This is a genomic window from Akkermansia sp. AE01SA01 (assembly GCF_036417395.1).
Taxonomy (GTDB): domain Bacteria; phylum Verrucomicrobiota; class Verrucomicrobiia; order Verrucomicrobiales; family Akkermansiaceae; genus Akkermansia.
On the sequence record NZ_CP143890.1, the window covers coordinates 1,414,450 to 1,434,707 of the forward strand.

At 55.8% G+C, this 20,258-nt stretch carries 14 protein-coding genes; 7 read left to right on the forward strand and 7 right to left on the reverse strand.

What is annotated here, in order from left to right; genetic code table 11:
* Positions 1-9: 9 nt before the first annotated feature.
* A complete protein-coding gene (locus V3C19_RS05760) occupies positions 10-1,686 on the reverse strand; it encodes a hypothetical protein (protein ID WP_330937179.1) in 1,677 nt (558 codons plus the stop codon).
* 200 nt (positions 1,687-1,886) lie between these two features.
* Positions 1,887-2,534: a L,D-transpeptidase gene (locus V3C19_RS05765; protein WP_295933211.1), complete on the reverse strand. Its 648-nt coding sequence runs from the start codon at positions 2,532-2,534 to the stop codon at positions 1,887-1,889.
* Positions 2,535-2,663: 129 nt separating this feature from the next.
* Here V3C19_RS05765 and pyrE point away from each other — a divergent pair, with 129 nt between their 5' ends.
* From pyrE to V3C19_RS05800, 7 genes are all read left to right on the forward strand, one after another.
* Positions 2,664-3,233 (forward strand): orotate phosphoribosyltransferase, encoded by a 570-nt coding sequence (gene pyrE, locus V3C19_RS05770; RefSeq protein WP_295933214.1) that lies wholly within the window; start codon positions 2,664-2,666, stop codon positions 3,231-3,233.
* A gap of 13 nt (positions 3,234-3,246) precedes the next feature.
* Positions 3,247-4,308, forward strand: a complete 1,062-nt coding sequence (gene nagZ, locus V3C19_RS05775; protein ID WP_130082639.1) for a beta-N-acetylhexosaminidase — start codon at positions 3,247-3,249, stop codon at positions 4,306-4,308.
* A gap of 260 nt (positions 4,309-4,568) precedes the next feature.
* Positions 4,569-5,993: an adenylosuccinate lyase gene (gene purB, locus V3C19_RS05780; RefSeq protein ID WP_295933220.1), complete on the forward strand. Its 1,425-nt coding sequence runs from the start codon at positions 4,569-4,571 to the stop codon at positions 5,991-5,993.
* A gap of 322 nt (positions 5,994-6,315) precedes the next feature.
* Positions 6,316-6,771 carry a YbjN domain-containing protein gene (locus tag V3C19_RS05785; protein WP_130082641.1) on the forward strand — a complete coding sequence of 152 codons (456 nt, stop codon included), beginning with the start codon at positions 6,316-6,318 and terminating at the stop codon, positions 6,769-6,771.
* A 31-nt stretch (positions 6,772-6,802) separates the two neighbouring features.
* Entirely contained in the window at positions 6,803-7,912 is a 1,110-nt protein-coding gene (locus tag V3C19_RS05790) for an HlyD family efflux transporter periplasmic adaptor subunit (protein ID WP_295933223.1), read from the forward strand.
* A gap of 217 nt (positions 7,913-8,129) precedes the next feature.
* Entirely contained in the window at positions 8,130-9,065 is a 936-nt protein-coding gene (locus V3C19_RS05795; protein ID WP_295933226.1) for a hypothetical protein, read from the forward strand.
* Between the two features lie 2 nt (positions 9,066-9,067).
* Positions 9,068-10,363 carry a hypothetical protein gene (locus V3C19_RS05800; protein WP_330937180.1) on the forward strand — a complete coding sequence of 432 codons (1,296 nt, stop codon included), beginning with the start codon at positions 9,068-9,070 and terminating at the stop codon, positions 10,361-10,363.
* 743 nt (positions 10,364-11,106) lie between these two features.
* Here V3C19_RS05800 and V3C19_RS05805 read toward each other — a convergent pair.
* From V3C19_RS05805 to htpG, 5 genes are all read right to left on the reverse strand, one after another.
* Positions 11,107-13,149: an alpha-galactosidase gene (locus V3C19_RS05805; protein WP_295933230.1), complete on the reverse strand. Its 2,043-nt coding sequence runs from the start codon at positions 13,147-13,149 to the stop codon at positions 11,107-11,109.
* A gap of 96 nt (positions 13,150-13,245) precedes the next feature.
* Complete coding sequence (gene polA, locus V3C19_RS05810; RefSeq protein WP_295933232.1) at positions 13,246-16,068, reverse strand: DNA polymerase I; 2,823 nt, start codon at positions 16,066-16,068, stop codon at positions 13,246-13,248.
* Positions 16,069-16,267: 199 nt separating this feature from the next.
* Complete coding sequence (gene alr / locus V3C19_RS05815; protein WP_295933236.1) at positions 16,268-17,374, reverse strand: alanine racemase; 1,107 nt, start codon at positions 17,372-17,374, stop codon at positions 16,268-16,270.
* Between the two features lie 105 nt (positions 17,375-17,479).
* A complete protein-coding gene (locus V3C19_RS05820) occupies positions 17,480-18,307 on the reverse strand; it encodes a potassium channel family protein (protein ID WP_130082646.1) in 828 nt (275 codons plus the stop codon).
* 72 nt (positions 18,308-18,379) lie between these two features.
* Positions 18,380-20,221 (reverse strand): molecular chaperone HtpG, encoded by a 1,842-nt coding sequence (gene htpG / locus V3C19_RS05825; protein ID WP_295933239.1) that lies wholly within the window; start codon positions 20,219-20,221, stop codon positions 18,380-18,382.
* Between the last annotated feature and the right edge of the window lie 37 nt (positions 20,222-20,258).

The window sequence follows — 20,258 nt, forward strand, 5'->3', positions numbered from 1 at the left end:
GGATCCGGGTCAAAGCTGAACAGGATGGGGGGGCTCCTTGTCGTCGTCCATGCGGTAGGGACCGTACAGCCACAGGCGCGTCGGGCCGCGATGGCCCATGTAGCGTTCCCATACGCTGTCGCATTCCCGCAGGGGCCGCGTTTCGGAAAGAGCCATCATGGCCGGCCAGGGCGTCCCTTCCAGGGAAACCCCGGTCCATTCCACCCGTTTGCGGTCTACATCCCGCAACTTGCTGCAGTTTTCGTACTTGTCCACCAGGTAGGTGAAGAATTCCACGGGGGTGGGGAACGGATCGCGCTTGCGCCTCAACTGGTTGTGGCGGTACATGTATTCATGAAGGAATGCGGCGATGTTGCCCTGGGTAATGCCTTCGTCCCCGATTTCCGAGACAGTGTTGTACTTGTTGATCCAGGCCTGCTTGGTCGTTATTTTCTTGTTGTCCAGATAAGTCTCCACCTTTTTATAGAGTTCCTCGTCCACCATCCGCGGAGAGGAACCGTACCAGTTGACGGGAGGCTTGCCCGCGCAGTACAGGTCCGCGGGGGAGGTCATGATGCCGGAGTTCTTGAATTCCCTGAGCTTGCCCAGGGCGTCGATGTAGCGGCCCTGCTGGGTGAGGTCGAAGGCGCCCATGCCGAATTCACGGCGTCCCACGGCGAAGGCCAGGACGAGCTGGTTGTACTTTTCCGTCATTTCCAGTCCCAGCTCATCCACCATGATCGCGACGTTCGTGGCTACGCTGGGGTCCGGCGGATAGAACATCGCAAAGACTTCACGGTTGGTCTTCGTGTTCTTCAGCCATTTTTCAAATTCGGGAGAAAAGGAGCCGCCGCGCTTTTTCACGTAATCGCGCACGTAGGCTTCCGCATAGTAGGGATATTTATCCAGAAGCTTTTCCGTGAATTTCCCTTTGGATGCCAGGGCCTCTTCCCGGATTGCCTTTTCCATGGCGATGACTTCCGGGGAAGGGGAGAGGTCCGGAGCCGGCTCTTCAGGTTCCGGCTCCGGTTCCGGCGCCACGACGATGGGCTCGGGTTCCGGCTCCGGTTCCACGATGACCGGTTCCGGCTTGGGAGCCTCGGGCTTGGGTTTGGGCTTGGGCGCCACCACCACGGGTGTTTCAATCTTCGGGGCGAGGGGCGCCTCCTTGTCCTTGAGAATCTGGTATCCCAGGAATCCAAACAGGGCCAGCATCCCGGTGACGATGACCGTGATGACGGGGAAGCCGCCGGATTTCTTCAATTTGGGCAGCGGGGCCCTGGGAACGGCTGTTCCGGCTATGGGCTTGCGGATTTGCGGCTGCGTTTTTTTGGCCGGGCGCAGGGCCTGGGCGTGCGCAACCGCCGCCACGGGAGGCTGTTCCTGAGCCGGAACCGCCGGATAAACGAAGAAGACGGTGCCGAACCCCCGCAGTTTTCCCTGGGCGTCCACGGAGCAGCGGGCTTCAAAGGCTTCCCGCGCCTGGTCGAATTGCGCCTGGTTTTCCGGGGAAACGGTCAGGTTGCCGCTGACCATGTCGCGGGTGGCCAGTCCGGCGGGGCAGAATTCACGCATCAGCACCGTTTGCCCTTCCGGGGACACGGCCTGGTATAAATAATAGTCCGGCCCGTTTTCCAGAACGGCTGTAATTTTATAGCCGCCTGCGTTGAAATGGGGCGGCAAAGGGGAAATTTGCTGGTTTGTCATGATTAAGGGGTAGAAAAATCAAAGCCTTATATATTAAATAAAGTACACCCCCATTTGTCAATGCCGGAATGCGGAAGTTACACTCATCCTGTGTCTTAAAAAACTTCCGGCATCCGGCGGAAAATGAAGGAAGAGAAGGGAGCCCTTCCCGTCATAACTCCCGCCACCGGTTTGTCTACCGGAGGGCAGAGCAGGAACGGTCAGCGGATGGTTACCTTGGTGCCGAGAGGCGTGTTTTCAAAGAAGGTCTTGGCCATATCCGCAGGCAGCCGCACGCACCCGTGGCTGACCGGGTACCCGGTCACGAAGCCCACGTGCATTCCGTAGCCTCCCGTGATGCGCATCCAGTAGGGCATGGGAGCCGGGTCAAAGTAGGTTCCCGCAGGCGTGGAACCGGCTCTGGCGTTGTAGTCGCTGTTTACGACGGCCCCGGTCGCCCGGCTGCGCAGTACCCCGTAGGTACCTGACTTGTAGTTGGCGTCCTTCTGGATGATCTTGTAGGTCCCCTTGGGGGTGCCGTACCCTTCCTTGCCGGAGGACATGGGGGAAATTCCTACCAGCGTGGCTCCCACGTAGTAGAAGACTTTCTGCTGCTTGAGGTCAATGATGATGTGGGGTTCGCCCTGAATGCCGGCGGGCTTGTCCCAGTAGCCCTGGCCCAGCCGTGCCTCCGGCGGGATTTCCGTATTGACGCCCGCCGTGGAGCCGACGCCTGCCAGATAAGCGTCTTTCTGCCCGTTGCCGCGTACTCTGTCCGCAATTTTATCAAAAAGGGGCGGCCTGTTGTACTGAGTGCAGGAGGCGAGGATGATACCGAAGGATGCTAGTGCCAGTATGCCGGGTTTCATGGGAACGGGAAATTGACAGGCAGGTTATGGGCCCTGTCCGCTCTTTTGTCAAGATTTGCATACTGTTATCCGTTGCTTATTGCGGGCGGATTTGATATACACGGCCCAATCACTTCACCATACTCCGCCATGAACGAGCAATACGACCTTCTGAAAAGCATCCTTCTTGAAAAATCCGTGCGCACGGGCACTTTCACTCTGGCATCCGGCAAGGTGTCCGACCTGTATGTGGACTGCCGCATGACCGCCCTGGACCCCGTGGGCGCCACGCTGGTGGGTTCCCTGGGCTGGAAGCTTGTCCAGGAGGAGATTCTCCCCCGCTTTCCGGAAATTGCGGCGATCGGCGGCATGACCATGGGGGCGGACCCCATTTCCCTGGCCGTGGGAATGACCAGCGCGCTGGAGGGGGCCGACAAAAAGCTCCAGGTGTTCACCGTGCGCAAGGAACCGAAGGACCACGGACGCGGACGCCGCATCGAAGGGAATTTCCAGGCGGGAGATACGGTTCTTGTCGTGGACGACGTGATCACCACCGGGGGCTCCACGCTAAAGGCCATTGACGCCATTGAGGCGGAAGGCGGCAAAGTGGCTGCCGCGCTGGTGTTGATGGACCGGGAGGAAGGAGGCCGCCAGGCGATCGAAGCGCGCGGCATTCCCGTGTACGCCCTGTTTACCAGATCTTCCCTGCTGGGCAAGTAAGCCTGCGCCTGCCATGCTTCCCGTCCTGATCGGCATCGACGGTCCTGATCTGAACGCAGGTGAAGAAGCGGCCATCCGCCGTTTCCAGCCCGCGGGCTTCGTCCTGTTTTCCCGGAATGTGGAATCCGTAGAGCAGGTCAGGCGCCTGGCGGCAAGGCTAAGGGAATTGAGCAATCACCATCCCGTCATCGCCGTGGACCAGGAAGGGGGCAGGGTGGTGCGGACGGCCGCTCTCGGTCTGAACCTGCCTTCCCCTTCTTCCCTGGCGCGGAACGGTGATTTTTCCGGCGTGGTGGAGCTGGCTTCCGTGACGGCGCTGGCCCTCCGCTGCCTGGGCGTGAACATGAACTTTGCCCCGGTGCTGGACATCTGCCACGATCCCGGCGCCGCCAACGCCCTCCCCGGACGCTGTTGGGGAAACAATGCCCAGGACGTGATTTCCTACGCCGGGGTGTATTCCTCCAACCTCCGCAGGGGCGGCATCCAAAGTTGCGGGAAGCACTTTCCCGGCATGGGCCGTGCGCAGGCGGATCCCCATTTCAGCCTCCCGGCGATTGACCTGGATGAACGTGAGCTGTTCGAGACGGACATGCTACCTTTTCTGGCCCTGTGTCCGGAGCTTCCCGGCATCATGTCCGCCCATATCATGCTCCCCCGGATTGACGCGGAATTTCCCGTCACCCTGTCCTGCCGGGTGATCGGCGGAATGCTGAGGGAGCGCCTCGGCTTTCGGGGGGTGGTGTTTACGGACGACCTGTGCATGGGGGCCATTGCCGGCCAGTATGCCCCGGACGAAGCCGCTTTTTTATCGTTGAAGGCTGGTTGTGACCTGCCCCTGGTCTGCCATGAACCGCTTCCGTGGCTGGAGCCCCTGGCTGCGCGCCTGGACAAACTTGATCCTTATGAAAGGGAGGATTCTTTCAAACGCGTGGAGGCATTGAGCGATTCCCTGTGTTTCCCCCTGTCGGAGGCCTCCTTGTGGATCAAGTGCCTGCACCGTGCGGAACTCCTTTGCCTGTCTGCGGGAGAGGAGGGGGAGCAGCCTCTTCCTTCCTCCCCGGTGCAGCAGTATTAGAAGGAGCGGCGTCCCGTGTTTTTTCGTTGGCCCGATAAAAAGAGGACATCCTCCTGCGGGATGCCTCCCCCATTTTATGGAAGGGAGCGGATTCCGGACGGGAAAGTTCCCTGAGGAGCGTAAGCCCGGAGAATGGAAGGTGCCCGGTTTGCGCCCTTCCTTTCCTGTGCCGGAAGAGGGGAAAGTGCTTGCTTTTTTCCTGTTCGTCATGATCATGACGGTTCACCATTTTTTAACCTGCATAATACACATTTGTTGACATGAGCGTGATTCCCAATGTTCTGGCGGAGCGGTACGCCTCTCCGGCGATGAAATCTATCTGGTCCGCCGAAGGGCGCATCGTTCTGGAGCGCGAATTCTGGATTGCCGTAATGAAGGCCCAGAAAGACCTGGGGCTGGATATTCCGAATGGCGTGATTGAAGCCTATGAACGGGTGAAGGACCAGGTGAATCTGGCTTCCATCGATGCCCGCGAACGCGTCACCCGCCACGATGTGAAGGCGCGCATCGAGGAATTCTGCGACCTGGCCGGATGCGAGCACATCCACAAGGGAATGACCTCCCGCGACCTGACGGAAAACGTGGAGCAGCTCCAGGTATGGAAATCCATGCAGATCATCCGTGACAAGGCCGTGGCCGTGCTGAACCGCATGAGCGCGCTTTCCGAACAATGGAAGCACGTGGCCCTGGCCGGACGCACGCATAACGTAGCCGCGCAGACCACCACCATGGGCAAGCGCGTGGCCATGTTCGGGGAGGATATCGTTCACGGCCTGGGTTCCTGGATTTCCATCATGGACCGCTACAGCGTCCGCGGCCTGAAAGGCGCCGTGGGCACCCAGCTTGACCAGCTCTCCCTCTTTGGGAAGGATGCCTCGCGCGTGCTGGAGCTGGAGGACCGGGTGTGCGCCCATCTGGGCATTCCCGCCAAATGGATGAACGTGGGGCAGGTGTATCCCCGCTCCCTTGACTTTTCCGTGGTTTCCGGCCTGGTGGAGCTGACCTCCGGCTGTTCCTCCTTTGCCAAGACCCTGCGCCTGATGGCCGGCCATGAACTGGCTACGGAAGGCTTCGCCAAAGGGCAGACGGGCTCCAGCGCCATGCCCCACAAGATGAACGCCCGTTCCTGCGAACGCGTCAACGGCTTCCATGTCATCCTGAAAGGCTACCTGATGATGATCTCCGGCCTGGCAGGCGACCAGTGGAACGAAGGGGACGTGTCCTGCTCCGTGGTGCGCCGTGTCGTGATGCCGGATTCCTTCTATGCCGCCGACGGCCTGTTTGAAACCTTCCTGACCGTTTTGAACCAGATGGGCGTTTATGAAGCCGTGGTGGCCGCGGAACTTCGCCGCTACCTGCCTTTCCTGATGACCACTACCATTCTGATGGAAGCCGTCAAGCGCGGCATCGGCCGCGAGACCGCCCATGAGGTCATCAAGGAACATGCCGTAGCCGTCTCCAACGACCTGCGCGCCGGAAAGATTTCGGAAAACAACCTGCTGGACCGCCTGGCGGAAGACGGCCGCCTGGGCATTGACCGGGCCGCCCTCCAGAAAATCTTTGACGCCAATTCCGCCGCCATCGGCATGGCGGACGCCCAGGTGGAAGCGTTCCAGGGCATGGTGGCGGACCTGGTGGACAGGTTCCCCTCCGGTGCGGGTTACACGCCGGGAGACATTCTTTAAGAGAGAGCCGCTGGCGGTTAACTGGTGACGGAGAGCAGGCTCTCCATGCGGGGCGGGACCGGAAGGCTCCCGCTCCCTTTTTTTCCGGCATGGGCGCGGCATGACGGATGAGGCGGAAATCCGGCGCGCGCGCCTCCGCTTCAGGGAGGGAGCGCCCGGAACGCCCGGCCTCCGATGCCGAATACATACATTGTTTTTCAATATCTTTGCGTCAGGAGAGCTTGACGAATCTGGAGGATGCCAGTAATCTGGAAACCAGTAAACGGGCGCGCAACTTTTCTCGCGCTTTTGCAAATAAACCCTCCTGTAAACAATTTTCAATATGGAAAACCAGCAGCTCAACCTTTTGGACCGTGTGTATACCGTTCTCAGAAAGAGAGGGGAAGAGACGGAATGGATCACCTCCGCGGACAATCATGAAATCAGAACGGGCATTGCGTTCGTTCCCTGTGACACGTTCACGCCCGTGAGCCTTCTGTACACGATGATCGAACATCCGGAAACGCTGGTCATTGACGTCCTCTTCGCCGCCAAGGTCCCCGAAAGCCGCCGGGTGGAAGTCAGCATCATCCTGAGTGAACTTAATGCGGACCAGACCGCCGGCGCCTTCCAGCTGGACCCCAACAGCGGATACGTTTATTACCGCCAGTCCTTTGTGCTGGAGGGAATGGACCTCAGCGAAGCCCAGTTCGCCCAGTTGATGAAGAACATTGAAACCGTGGCTGTGGAAACGGCGGAAGCCTACTCCCACATCATGGAAACGGAATATCCCAAGTAAAGGCGGCGGCTTCCCTCCCGCAATGCTGTTCATGAGCGAAGCCCCCCAAAAAAAGGGAACATGGTGGTCCATAGGCGCCGGCCTGGGGATCACTGTCCTTTTGATAGGGACGGCCATCGTGACGGAGCCGGAAACAACGGAATCCGCAGACAGCGGTACGGAGACGGCGCAGCGCTCCATTCTCCCCCTGCAATTGCAGGACAATTCCTTTGGAATCACGGCGCGCGGCTTGGTGCAGGCCGCACACCTCACGATGCTCTCCCCTGGTGTTTCCGGCAAGGTGGACAAGGTGCACTCCCTGTTCAGGCCCGGAGAAATCATCCTGAAGGGAACACCCCTGGTGGAGCTGGAAAAGTTTGAATACCGCGCCAGGCTGGCCAAGGCGCAGGCAGAACTGGAACAGGCGCGCCTGGACGTATCCACGGAGCAGGCGGAAGCTTTGAAAGCGGTCAAAAAGACGTACAGTTCCGTCTCCAAAAGCGGCCGGGACTCCGAACTCGTGTTACGCGTGCCGCAGAGGCGTGCCGTGAATGCCCGGCTGAACGCCGCGGAGGCGTCCGTGGAGGAATCGGAACAGGCCCTGCGGGATACGGTGCTCCAGGCTCCTTATACGTGCCAGGTAGTGGAATGCTCCGTGGGGCTCGGTTCTCGCGTGGTAGCCGGCCAGACGGTGGGGAAAATCATTCCGCTTCAGGAGCGGATGATCCGCATTCCCGTGCCGCTGGAAGAATTTTCCGCCCTGCCCAGGGATGGGCAGGGCAGGGTGAGGGTTTCCCTGACGGCCTCCTGCACGCTGAAAAACGGGAAGCTCCTGCAATGGCGCGGCCATGTCACGGCGGTGGAGTCCGCCCTGGACTCTACCGGGAATTCCGCCATTTTGATCGCCGCCCTGGATCCGAATGAATCCCACGTGGCGGAATGGCAGGTTGCTCCCGTCAACATGGCTCTTCAGGTGGAAATGAAGATAAATGTTCCCGGCTCCGTCTGGATTCCTTCAGTCGCCTTCAGGGATGGGAGCTCCATCCAGGTAAAGACTCCGACAGGAATGCAGGAGCGCAAGGTGCAGGTGGTGGCGTTGAAAGACGGAAAAGCCCTGGTGACCATTCCGGAATTCCAGGACGGGGACGTCCTGATTCTTTAATTAAAGAATTATATATTTAACTTCTCTATAAACATCTAAAAACAATTTTTAAATATAAATTTTCTGTGCTAGTTGTGTTGAAAACAATTAAATTCATTCTTCTCTATATTTTGTCATTTTCAATTAAAAAAATAAGAGATGATTGAGTGATTTTGGTTATCAATAATTTATATAATTTCTCTGTTAAAACATCAATCAGGAAGTATTTATTAAGAATATGAATTTTAAAGATAGTATACCATCTGCCAATATGGCTTCATCAGGACATCGTTTAGGCCAAATTATAGGAGATTGGTATGAAGAATATTTTGCATTACCGCTTCTAACTAAGATAGCAAATGGATTGAATCTTTTTGTTGATTCACGCTTTAAGAAACGCTCATGTCGTGGAGATAAGATTCTATGGGCAGATATTGATGGAAATACGGTTGATTATGATTTCGTAATGGAATTAGCTGGAACAGATAGCGAATTTGGCACGCCGGTTGCATTTTTTGAAACATTCTGGAGAAGAGGGGCTAGGCACTCTAAAGATAAGGCTCGTGATGACAGTGGAAAACTACTTCCAATGAAAGATACTTATCCAACAGCTAGAGTCTTGGGTATCGTTTCAGCAGGGAATTTTACAACTCCAGCTAGGGAACTTGTACGGAGTCGAGGTGTTGAGTTATTTTATGTTCCCAAAGAACATATTGTCAAATCATGGAAAAAGCATGGGATTGAGATTGATTATCCGGATAAAGCTCAGGAATTAACCAAACAAAAACTAGTAGAACAAGCAGAGCAAAAAATAAAGGACTACCCATCTATTTTTAGCGAGGTCGCATTAACCTTATGTGAATTTATAGGAAAAAGCCAATTATTTGCATTTGAAAAACTCGTTGCTTCTAAATTGGGTGCGACTCCTCAAGAATATAAAATTACAGCTCATCATAGTTCTAATCCCTTTAGTTTTACTACACATCAAGCTGTTGATGATTTTTTATGTAAAGATATAGTATGTTCGAAATTTTCAAATATACGTTATTCTTATGAAGTTGTATTTGGTGATGGTGATACATATTTGGGACAATCTTTTACAATCGAAGAATTAAAACAAAGACATTTAGAGTTGAAAAGACTTATTATGCACATGGAGGAACTTATAAAATGAATATGGAGGAATTGTATTTTTTTAATCTAAATAAGGATATAGAACTTGTGTCGATCAAACACAAAAGGTCTGGTTCATTTATCGATAATATGAAATTACCTATCCATCGGTGGTTTAGATATTCTGCGGGTTTCTCTGCCGAGTGGGTTAAAACAATAGTACAAAAAGAACAGCCATTGACCATTTTAGATCCTTTTGCAGGGTCTGGGACCGTTAATATTGCTTCTGATGAGTTAGGTATTAACTCGTTTGGATATGAACAACATCCTTTTGTGTATAAACTTTCTTTAGCTAAAACACATTGGAATTCCTCCGTCCATCAATTTTTAAAGGCAGGAAAAGAACTTTTAGAATTAAGCCGTACATTGGCAGCTGATTGTGATTACACAGAAAATACATTATTGGCAAAGTGCTATAGTCGTGAAGCATTAAGTTCATTACTCAAATTGCGTAAAGCGTGGTTAGATATTTATGGGAATGATACGTCGTCTTTGTCTAAATTACTCTTTTTAGCTATTACGGCCATTTTACGATCAACTAGTTCTGCAGGAACAGCACAATGGCAATATGTTTTACCTGAAAAGAAAAAACATAGAGTTATAGAGCCACGAATAGCTTTTGAGACTCAATTATGTTTAATGGCTTCTGACATGAAATGGATGCAGTCTCAACAGAAAGAAAGTAAAGCTATTCTTTTTAATAATGATGCAAGAACATTTGATGGACTTGAATCTCAATCTATCGACTTAGTGATTACATCTCCACCATATGCCAATAATTACGATTATGCAGATGCAACACGATTAGAGATGACTTTTTGGGGAGATATTTCTTCTTGGGGTGATTTACATAGTGCAGTAAGACAATACCTTATATGCTCAAATACACAACATGCAGCGAAAGAAAAATACCATCTTAATACCTTGTTAGATTCTTCTCATTTAACTGCTATCAGAGAGGAAATTTCTGTTGTATGTTCAGAATTAGCTTCTGTTAGAGAAACAAAAGGTGGCAAAAAACATTATCACACAATGATTGCTGCGTACTTTAATGACATGGCACAGGTAATGCAAGGATTAAGAAGAGTTGTAAGGCCCAATAAAAAACTATATTTTGTCGTAGGCGATTCGGCTCCTTACGGAGTATATGTCCCTGTTGAAAAATGGTTGGGAAACATTGCGTTAAATATGGGATTTACTAGATGGAATTTTGAAAAACTTCGTGACCGCAATGTGAAATGGAAAAATAGAAAGCATCAGGTTCCTTTGCATGAAGGGATATTGGTGATAGAAAGTTGATTTTAGATAATTAGCTCTTTAGAAGCTCCCTTTAGAAAGTCCCATGCGTTCTCCATACCGTTGGGGTGAGTACAAACTGTTTTACGCTGTATTTTTATGATCTTATAGGGATATCTTTAAGGTTGGTGGTTCAGTTCAGCATAGATGGTTGATTCAATAATATCAGGTATAGCTCTGATTATGACCTCACCACTACATATCCTTATTTCAAAGATGGTAGTTTTATCAACCGTTCTACATTCAGAGTTCAACTTTTCATTAGCGTGCTTATGTTCTTCCTTACCATTAGCATACGTTTCATCAGCTTCAAACTATGATTTAACTTTTTTTAGTTGGAAATTTCTAAAAAGCTCAATAATGAAAAAGATGAGATTGCCGTTCACGCTGGAAAGTCAGCATGAATAGATGACGAAGCGAAGTATATAATTTTCTTTGGAATTATCTACTTTAACCTTGTTTTGTCACATCTGCTTGGCTCGTCCGCCTCAAGCTATGGGCTAACAGCATCAATCTTCTATATTTACTATTCAAATGCAGCCAATAGCGGAGAAAAATGACGTTACAAGATTATAATTCCGATTTTCTTTAATCAATATCTCCTTAGGGATGGGGAATTTCTTCTCTTGCACCCTTTTTCCGCCGTGGGAGGCAGTCTCTCCGGAACCGGACTCAGAACATGAAAAACTATGCCGCCCAGGGCGGGGACATAGCATGTCGCGTTCAGGGGGCCTGAGGCCCATGCGTTAGTGTCTGTCCGTCCTCATGTCGAACACCAGCACTTCAAAGGGCTGAAGCTCTAGAGAAGCCGGCTTGCCCTGTTCCAGTTTCAACGTTTTAACACGCTGGTCCGGATAGGAGGCTTTCATGGAAAAAACGGCAGGCGTTCCCTTCACCGGTTCAAAGACGGTAGCGGCGTCCAGGACGATCGTTCGCGGCTGGTCGTCCGGATTACGGAGGGCCAGCGTACATCCTCGCGGACTCCAGGCCGCATAGCCGTAGGGTTCCAATTGATTCGGATTGCCGCCCACCCAGTGCACATCGGCCAGGATGTCCTGGAAGCGCCGCGCCCAGCGTGCTCCGTCCGCGATGTCGTCCCACGCCTTTTTGTCCATCATGGACGGCGTGAGGTAAAGTTCCTGAAGATTGGCTCCGGAGCCGAAATAAATGCGGGCGTCGTTCTTCAGGTTCCTGTTGTCCTGCTTGCCGTCTTCTCCCTTGCTGACGCGCGCCGCCTGGAACTTGGTACCCAGCACCATGCCGTGGTGCATGATGGAGTTCAAGGGATAAAGGGGACCGGGCTTGACAATGACGTTGTAGCAGGCCCCGTCGCGGAACGTGATCCACTGCTCGCGGTCATTTCCCTTCCCGGTCCAGCCCACATCCGCCGTGCCGCTGCGCCAGGTGGAATCCACATGGTTGAGCCAGAAGGGGGAGGGCCAGGTGCCTACCGTCGTGTTGATGAACAGGCGGGGATTCTCCCGGCGCAGTTCGCTGGCGATGGAAAGAAGGGCCATGAAGTGGGGGCTGATGCCGTCTCCGGCCTTGTCCCATTTGAAGTAGGTCACCTTGTCCTTTTTCATCAGGTCGGAACAGCGTTTTTTGAACCATTCGTAATACTTGGGGCAGGAAAGGTCGAATCCCGCGGCGTCCTCGGGCAGGATGCCCTTGTCCTTGGCGTGCTGCACCCTCTTTTCCGGGCCGAAATACCCTCCCAGCGGAGAAATCCAGATGCCGAAGCTGGAAGGAATCCTGCCCACCGCCTTGACTACGGGGCCGAATCCGTGCGGGAATTTTTTGGTGGATGGCTGCCAGAGGTCTTCGTTGACGTCATCCCACCCGTCATCCAGCACAAAGCCGTCCAGTTTGACATGGCGCGCTCCCAGCTCCTTCCCGTATTCTCCGGCTGTCTTGACCAGCGTTTTCTCCGTGGGGTCCAGGCCGTCGTCATACCAGCCGTTGTAATGCAGGAACTGGTGGTAGGGCGCCGCCCGTTCCCGCTCCAGATAATAAAGGAAGCCGCGGCGCAACTGGTTTTCCGGCCATACGCCCAGCACCGTGGTAAATGTCTGGACGCTTCCGCTGCCCATGGGAAGGTTGCAGTCAAACCCGACGGTCCCCGTTCCTCCTCCGGCCTGGGCCCTGGCTACGGGAAGTTCAATTCCGGCAAACGTGCCTTCCCTCTCGCTGACCAGGGGGCTGCCCGGCACGGAACCTTTCACGGCCAGGGTGGAATCCTTCAAATCAATCAGTTGGATTTTCTTCAAATCCACATCCTTGGACGCTTCAATTCTGTAGGTTTCCTTGACGTAGGAGGAACCCTCCCTCAATTCCGCTTTCCAATGGACCGTCACCCCGCTCTTTTTATCCCTGAAAATGGCGGAAACCACAGCTCCTTCCTGCCGTTCCCCCAGCCGGGGACTGGCGGCGCTCCCTTTCAGGGCGCTTATGGAGGGAGCCCCCTCCATCACAAACCGGGAGGAGGGGAGATTGTAATCTTCCTTCTCCGTGGAAAGACGGAATAACTCCGGAGCCTGTTCTGTGGGGACTGCATTCTCCGCCCCGGAGGGCCGTTCTTTATTTACGATTCCCATAGGAACCAGCCTGTTGCCGGAAACCTTCCATGAAGCGGTCAGGACATTATTGCTCAAGCTGTAGACATCCCCCTCCCGGTGGGCTGCCGCCGCGCCGGGCGCTGTTCCCGGGTACGTTACGGAGGCCGTCGCGGCTTGAAGGCAGATGCAGGAACAGGCAGTCAGGGCAAGCGCCGGAAGAGATGATGAATGCATGATTCGGAAGAATCCGCCATGCGGCGGCATTCGTCAATTCAAAAATCCGGCGCGGACCGGGGGCTGCATCGTGCGCCCCGTGTCGCCGGGAAATTCCTAGTGGGCTTCCAGCCAGTTGTCCCCCGTTCTGGCTTCCACAAGGATGGGGACGCCGTTGGGCAGGGGCAGGGCGCCCGTCATGGCCGCCTCAATGCGGGGAATAAGGTCCGTTTCCTCCTTGTGCAGGTCCACCAGCAATTCGTCGTGAATTTGGAGAATAAGCCGGGACCGGGTGCCTTCCAGCAACTTGTCCACATTGATCATGGCAATCTTGATCATGTCCGCCGCAGTTCCCTGGATGGGGGCATTGATGGCGGTGCGTTCCGCGGCGGATTTGATGGTCCTGTTGGCGGAATTGATATCCGGGATGATCCTTCTGCGCCCCAGGAGAGTTTCCGCATATCCCTTCTGTTCCGCCTGGTGCGCCAGGTCTTCCATGAAGGTCTTGACGCCTGGGAATTGGAGGAAGTAATTTTCAATCAGGGTGGCGGCCTCGCTGCGGGGGCAGCCCAGCCGCTGGGAGAGCCCGAAGGCGGAAATGCCGTAGATAATCCCGAAGTTCACCGTCTTGGCCGCGCGCCGCATGACTGCGTCCACCTGGTCGCGGGGAATGCCGTACACGCGGGAGGCCGTTTCCGTGTGGATGTCCCGGCCTTCCTTGAAGGCCTCGCACATGGCAGGGTCTCCGGACATGGCGGCCATGATGCGCAGCTCAATCTGGGAATAGTCCGCGGAAAGCATGGTGTATTCACCGGAGGCGGGAACAAAGGCCGTGCGGATCAGCCGCCCTTGTTCCGTCCGTACCGGAATATTCTGCAGATTGGGATCCTGGGAGGCCAGCCGTCCCGTGGACGTCAGCATCTGGTGGAACTGGGTGTGGATGCGGCCGTCCTTCGGGCAGATGTACTTGGGCAGGGCGTCCAGGTAGGTGCTCTTCAGCTTCATGTTTTCCCGGTAGGCCAGGATGTCTTCCACGACGGGATGGAGCGGCGCCAGGGCGGAAAGGGTTTCCTCATCCGTGACGAACTGCCCGGTCTTCGTCTTCTTGGGCTTCTTCACCAGCTCCAGTTCCCCGAAAAGGAAATCGCCGAGCTGCTTGGGGGAATTCAGGTTGAGCGGGTGGCCCGCGGCCGTCTCGATCTTTGTGCGCAGGTCCTCAATGATGGCCCCCACCTTGACGGAAGCTTTTTCCAGAGACTCCGGAAGAACACGGATGCCCGTGAATTCCATGTCTGCGAGCACCGGCAGCAGGGGAAGTTCCACCGTGCGGAACAATTCCTGCATGCCGCTGTCCGCTACCTGTTTCTTCAGAATGGCCGACAATTGAAGGGTGACGTCCGCATCTTCCGCGGAATACCTGCCCATCACTTCCACGGGAATATTCTTCGTGTCCAGTTCCCGTTTTTTGGCCCCTGCCGGGGCAATGTCGCTCAGCTTGATGGTGGAATACTGCAGCAGGGATTCCGCCAGAATGTCCATGCCGTGCTTCATGCCGGGCGCGATCAGCGCGTGGGCCAGCATCGTATCGAAAAACGGGCCGGATACGTGGATGCCGTGGGCGCGCATCACCTGGAGGTCGAACTTGAGGTTGTGGCCGATTTTTTCCGCGGAGCCTTCAAAAAGGGGCCTCACCGCTTCCAGGTCTTCCGGACCGGAGACGGGCAGGTACCAGGCTTTGTGGGGTTCGGCGCAGAAGGAGATGCCCAGCAGGGTGTCCGTCACCGGATTCAGGCCCGTCGTCTCCGTGTCGAAGCACCAGGAATCGTGCCTCTTCAGTTCCGCGGTCATGGCGTGGCGGGCCTCCTTTGTGTCCGCAATAATGTATTCGTGCCGGATGTCGTCCACGGTTTTCAGCTGGCGCTCTTCAAACAATTCCATCTGTCCCGTTCCCGTCTGCTGCGGCGGGGCGGCCGTGACGGGAGCCTCCTGCGGCTGGGCGGGAGCGAACAAATCATCTGCGGGAAGGGGGGCGGACGCTCTGGCGGCCGAAACCTTCCTGCCGAACAGCTTGGCCTGCATGGCGCGGAACTCCAGTTCCTGAAGGAGGTTCAGCAGTTCGTCCGGCCTGGGCTCCTTCTTGACAAGCTCGTCAAGGGTTACGGTCAGGGGCACGTTCCTGTCAATGGTGGCAAGCTCCTTGGAAAGGGTTGCCAGCGCGGCGTTCTCCTCCACAATCTCCCTGCGCTTTCCTTTCAGCTTGTCCGCATTAGCCAGCAGGTTTTCCACGGAGCCGAATTCCCCGATCAGCAGCTTGGCCGTTTTCTCCCCCACGCCGGGCAGACCCGGAATATTGTCGGAGCTGTCGCCCATCAGGGCCAGGATGTCGATCACCTGCTCCGCCCGTTCGATGCCCCATTGTTCCTTGAGCTTTTCCAGGTCAATCACCTCGTGGTCATTGCCCCGCTTGCCGGGTTTCCATAAATGGCAGGTGGGGGAAATGAGCTGGCCCAGGTCCTTGTCCTGGGAAACCATGTAGGTATGGAATTCCTTCGTATCGTCCGCGATGCGTGCCAGCGTGCCTATCGTATCGTCCGCCTCATATCCCTCATAGCGCAGAATGGGAATATTCATGGCTTCCAGAAGACTGAAAATGATGGGAATCTGAACGCTTAGCTCTTCCGGCATGGATTCCCGGTTGGCCTTGTATTCAGGGTAGAGCTTGTGGCGGGCCGTCGGGGCCGAGGTGTCAAAACAGGCCGCAATGTGGGTGGGGTGCTCCTGTTCCAGAATGGACAGCAGCGTGTTGGCAAAGCCGTAAACGGCTGATGTGTTGACTCCCTTGGAATTGCGGATGGGATTGGAGAAAAAGGCGAAGTGGGCCCTGTATGCCAGAGCCATGCCGTCCAGGATGAAAAGGCGCTTGGGAGTGGATTCAGTCATTTCTGCGCCAATGTACCATTCCGGCCGGAAGGTGGCGACAGTTAAATGCGGCTTGTGCCTTCCGGATGGACGGCATTCCGCAAGCCTTATGGCGGCGCAAGGTCCGGCCGGACGAGGATGGAATGCCTTTCCGGGGCGTGCGCCGCGCGGGGGCGTGGTTTTCATCCGGAAGGGCGGTTTTTTCGGCGCTCCGGAAAAATCAGTGCGTGTAATGCCTGGGGACGCGCGGGCCGATGCCCGTGAATATTTCCCAGGAAATCGTGCCCGCCTTTTCCGCCAATTCCGTCACGGGAATATTCGGTCCCATGATTTCCACGGTCATGCCGGGCTCCGGGCTGGGCACCCGGCTGACGTCCACCATGATCTGGTCCATCGTGACACGGCCCAGCAGGGGGCAGGAAATGCCTTCCACCACGACGCGCGCTCCCTTGTGGGCCAGCGAACGCAAATAGCCGTCCGCATAGCCGATGCCCACAGTCGCCACCTTTGTGGGATGGTCCGTCACGAAGGTGCCCCCGTAGGAAATGCCATGGCCTGCCGGCAGGGTGCGCGCCACGGTCAGGCGGGAAAAGAGGGACATGGCAGGCTTCAATTGCGCTTCCCACGGGGAGGGAATGGGGGAAAAGCCGTACAGGACCAGGCCGGGGCGGCACAGGTTGTTGGAGGGAATATCGTAATCCAGAGAAGCGGCGCTGTTGGCCAGGTGGCAGAATTTCAGCGGCAGTTTTTCCCGGATGCGCGCGGCCATCCGTTCAAAGCAGGCTATCTGCTCCAGGGTGGTTTCCCGGTCCTCGTCCGCGCAGGGCAGGTGGGCGCCCAGTCCTTCCATGTACAGGCTGTCCAGTTCCCCCAGGCGGGAGAGCAGTTCTTCAAGCTGGTCCGGGAGGAACCCGCCGCGGCCCATGCCTGTGTCCACGGAAATATGAATGGGCAGCGTTTTCCCGTACAGCCGTGCCAGGGAATTGTAATGCACGGCTTCTTCCATGGTGGAGATGAAGGAGCGCCAGCCGTTCAGCACGATTTCCTCCCGCTCCTCCGGGAAGGAGGGGCCCAGGATGTACGGCCGCGTGCGGCAGCCCGCCTGGCTGATGCGCCGTGCCTCCCCCACGTTCGCGACGCCGAAGAAGGCGATCCCCTCCGCGTCCAGTGCCCGGCAGACTTGTTCCAGACCGTGGCCGTAGGCGGACGCCTTCACCACGGGCATGTAATATTCCCCTTTGTCCGCCTGCTTGACGACGTTCAGGTTGTGGCGGATGGCTCCGAGGTCGATTTCGGCCCAGGCGCGGGGAGGGCTGGTGGCTGGCATGGCAGAGAAAGGCGGCTGGTTGAAAGGAAAGCGGGCGCGAACGCCCCAAACGCGAAAGATTGTCCGTCTTTGCGCGCGTAATGCCAGACGGATTTTTGTCAGTCGTTACTTTGAACCGTCCGCATGCGTTTCCGGAAGCGTTTCAGGCTCGGAGAAGGAGTGCTGATCGTGCTTCAGGGCCTTCAGCATGGCCGCCAGAGTGTCTATGTCTTCATCGGACATGGAGGAAAGGTGGTCCAGCTTTTCCTTGATACCTTCAATCACTTCCTCCCGGTATGGCAATTCTTCCCCTGCGTGGGTATGCAGGAAGAAGGAAGTAATGGTGCTGGTGAGCGTCCCCACGAAGCCGATTCCGGTAATCATCAGGAAGACCGCAAGAAACTTGCCCGGCGTGGTGATTGGGTAGGTGTCTCCGTAGCCCACGGTGGTGGCCGTGACGAAGGACCACCAAATGCCGTTGGACAGGCTCATGCCCTCCGCCAGATGGATGCCTACGGCCCCCAGCAGGATAATGGTCAGCGCGGCAATGCAGATGTACTTGAATCCGTTCGTATTGAAAAAACGCCGGATGCGCGCGGAGAACCGCATGGAGTAGGAAAACAGGTCCAGGTACCTGGCGAGCCGCAGGATCTCTTCCAGTTTGGCAAAGCGGAACAGCCGGAACAGGGAATCGAACGGGATGATGGCCAGCAGGTCCCAGACGTGGCTTTTCATGAAGAGCCATTTGGAGGGGCTGAGGAAAAAACGGGTGACGTAGTCCAGGACGAATATCCAGTAAATGACACGGTCCACGGTGACTTCCCATTCCGCGGCTCCGGAGGTCAGGTCGATGGCGGCCAGCGTGACGGCCACCAGGGCCAGCAGGCACATGGCCGTTTCATATGCCAGTTTCAGGAACAGGAAGTGCCGGGGAATTTTTGCGCCTTGAGCCATGGTGGGGAAGGGTAGTAAAAAGCCGCTCCCGGATGGCGGGAAGCGGCTTGAAGGGATGAACCTCCGGCTGGGTTACTTCAGCAGAAGCTGTTCCATCAGCGTCTGGGAGGACTGGGCGAGCACGGCGGGGTCGTCCAGCATACCGGCGCGGAGCAGGGCCGTGTTCGCGATCTGATCCGCTACCATCTGGGCCAGTTCCGGGTTCTCCGTCCGCAGGACGGAAAGTTTCTTGACCAGGGGATTGGAGGGGTTCAATTCAAGCTGGGGATGGCTTTCCGGAACTTCCTGCCCCATGGCCTTCATGTACGCCCTCATTTCCGGCCCCATGTCGTTGCCACTCTGCAGGGCCACCGCGGGACCGCTGACCAGGCGTTTGCCCAGGGTAACCTTGGAAAATTTGTCCGGATAAAGTTCTTTCAGCCATTCCTCCAGGGCGGCGGCTTCCTCCTGCGGCAGGGCGTCCTTCCGTTCCGTTTCCAGTTCAGGAAGTTCCACGTCCGCGCGGTCGATCATCGTGACGGGCTTGGCGTCCACGCTGGACAGGGAATCCAGTACGAATTCGTCCCCGTGGTCCGTGAAGAAGGCCACTTCATAGCCGCGTGCCTTGAAGGCTTCCAGATACGGGCTGTTTTCCAGATGGGCGCGGGAGGGGCCGGTCAGGGCGTAAATGGCCGTCTGGCCTTCCTTCATGCGGGTGATGTATTCCTGGAAGGAGGTCGTTTCCCCCGGGTCCGTGGCGGTGGATTCAAACCGGAGCAGCTTGCCCAGGGATTCCTTGTTCGGCCAAGAGGTCACCACGCCTTCCTTCAGGTAGCGGGAAAACTGGGCGTAGAATTCCTTGTAGGTTTCCTTTTCGTCCTTGGCGAGCTTCTCCAGATGCTTGATGAAGCGCTTGGTGATGATGTCGCTGATCTTGCGCACCAGGGAATTGTCCTGGAGCATTTCACGGGAGATATTCAGGGGCAGGTCTTCGCTGTCCACCACGCCGTTCAGGAAGCGCAGCCAGTCGGGCAGCAGCCCTTCCGGTTTCGCGTCGATCAGCACGCGCTTGCAGTACAGGGACACGTTGGGGTCCACGCGGCCGAAGCCGAACATTTCCGGATTCCGCCGCGGAATGAAGAGCAGGGAATGGAGCATGATGGGCGCGTCCGCGCTGAAATGCATGTAGGAAAGGGGCTTCTCGTCCGTGTGGGAGATGAACTGGTAAAATTCGTCGTATTCCTCCGGCTTCACGTCGGATTTGGACTTGGACCAGATGGCTTGCACGGTGTTGATGTGCTCCCCGTTGAAATTGATCGGGAAGGCCACGAAGTTGGAATAACGGCGGAGCAGTTCCTTCACGCGGTAATCCTGGGAGAACTCCGCGTATTCCTCCTTCAGGTGGATGACGATGCGGGTGCCGCGGTCCAGGGGCTCGTCCAGCGTTTCAATGGAATAGCCCTCCCGGCCTTCGGATACCCAGCGGAGGGAGGCGGCTTCCGGTTCATGGGAATGCGTGAACACTTCCACCTGTTCCGCCACCATGAAGGAGCTGTAGAACCCCACGCCGAACTGGCCGATCAGGTCGGTTCCGCCTTCCTGCTTCTGCTTCAGCGCCTCCAGGAACTTCTTGGTGCCGGAGTGCGCGATGGTGCCGAGGTTTTCCACCAGGTCCGCTTCCGTCATTCCGATGCCGGTGTCCGCGATAGTGATGGTCTTGTTGTCCTTGTCCGTGGTGATGCTGATTTCCAGCGGCTTGTCCGGCTGGTAGATGTTGGAGTCCGTCAATTGTTTAACGCGCAGTTTTTCCAGGGCGTCCGAAGCGTTGGAGACGAGTTCCCGGACGAAAATCTCGCGGTCGCTGTAAAGGGCATTGATGACAATGTCCAGCAGCTGCCGGACTTCCGCCTGAAATTGATGTGTTTCTGTATTCATATGGAAAAATGTGTTGCGGGCACCATTATAGAAGAGC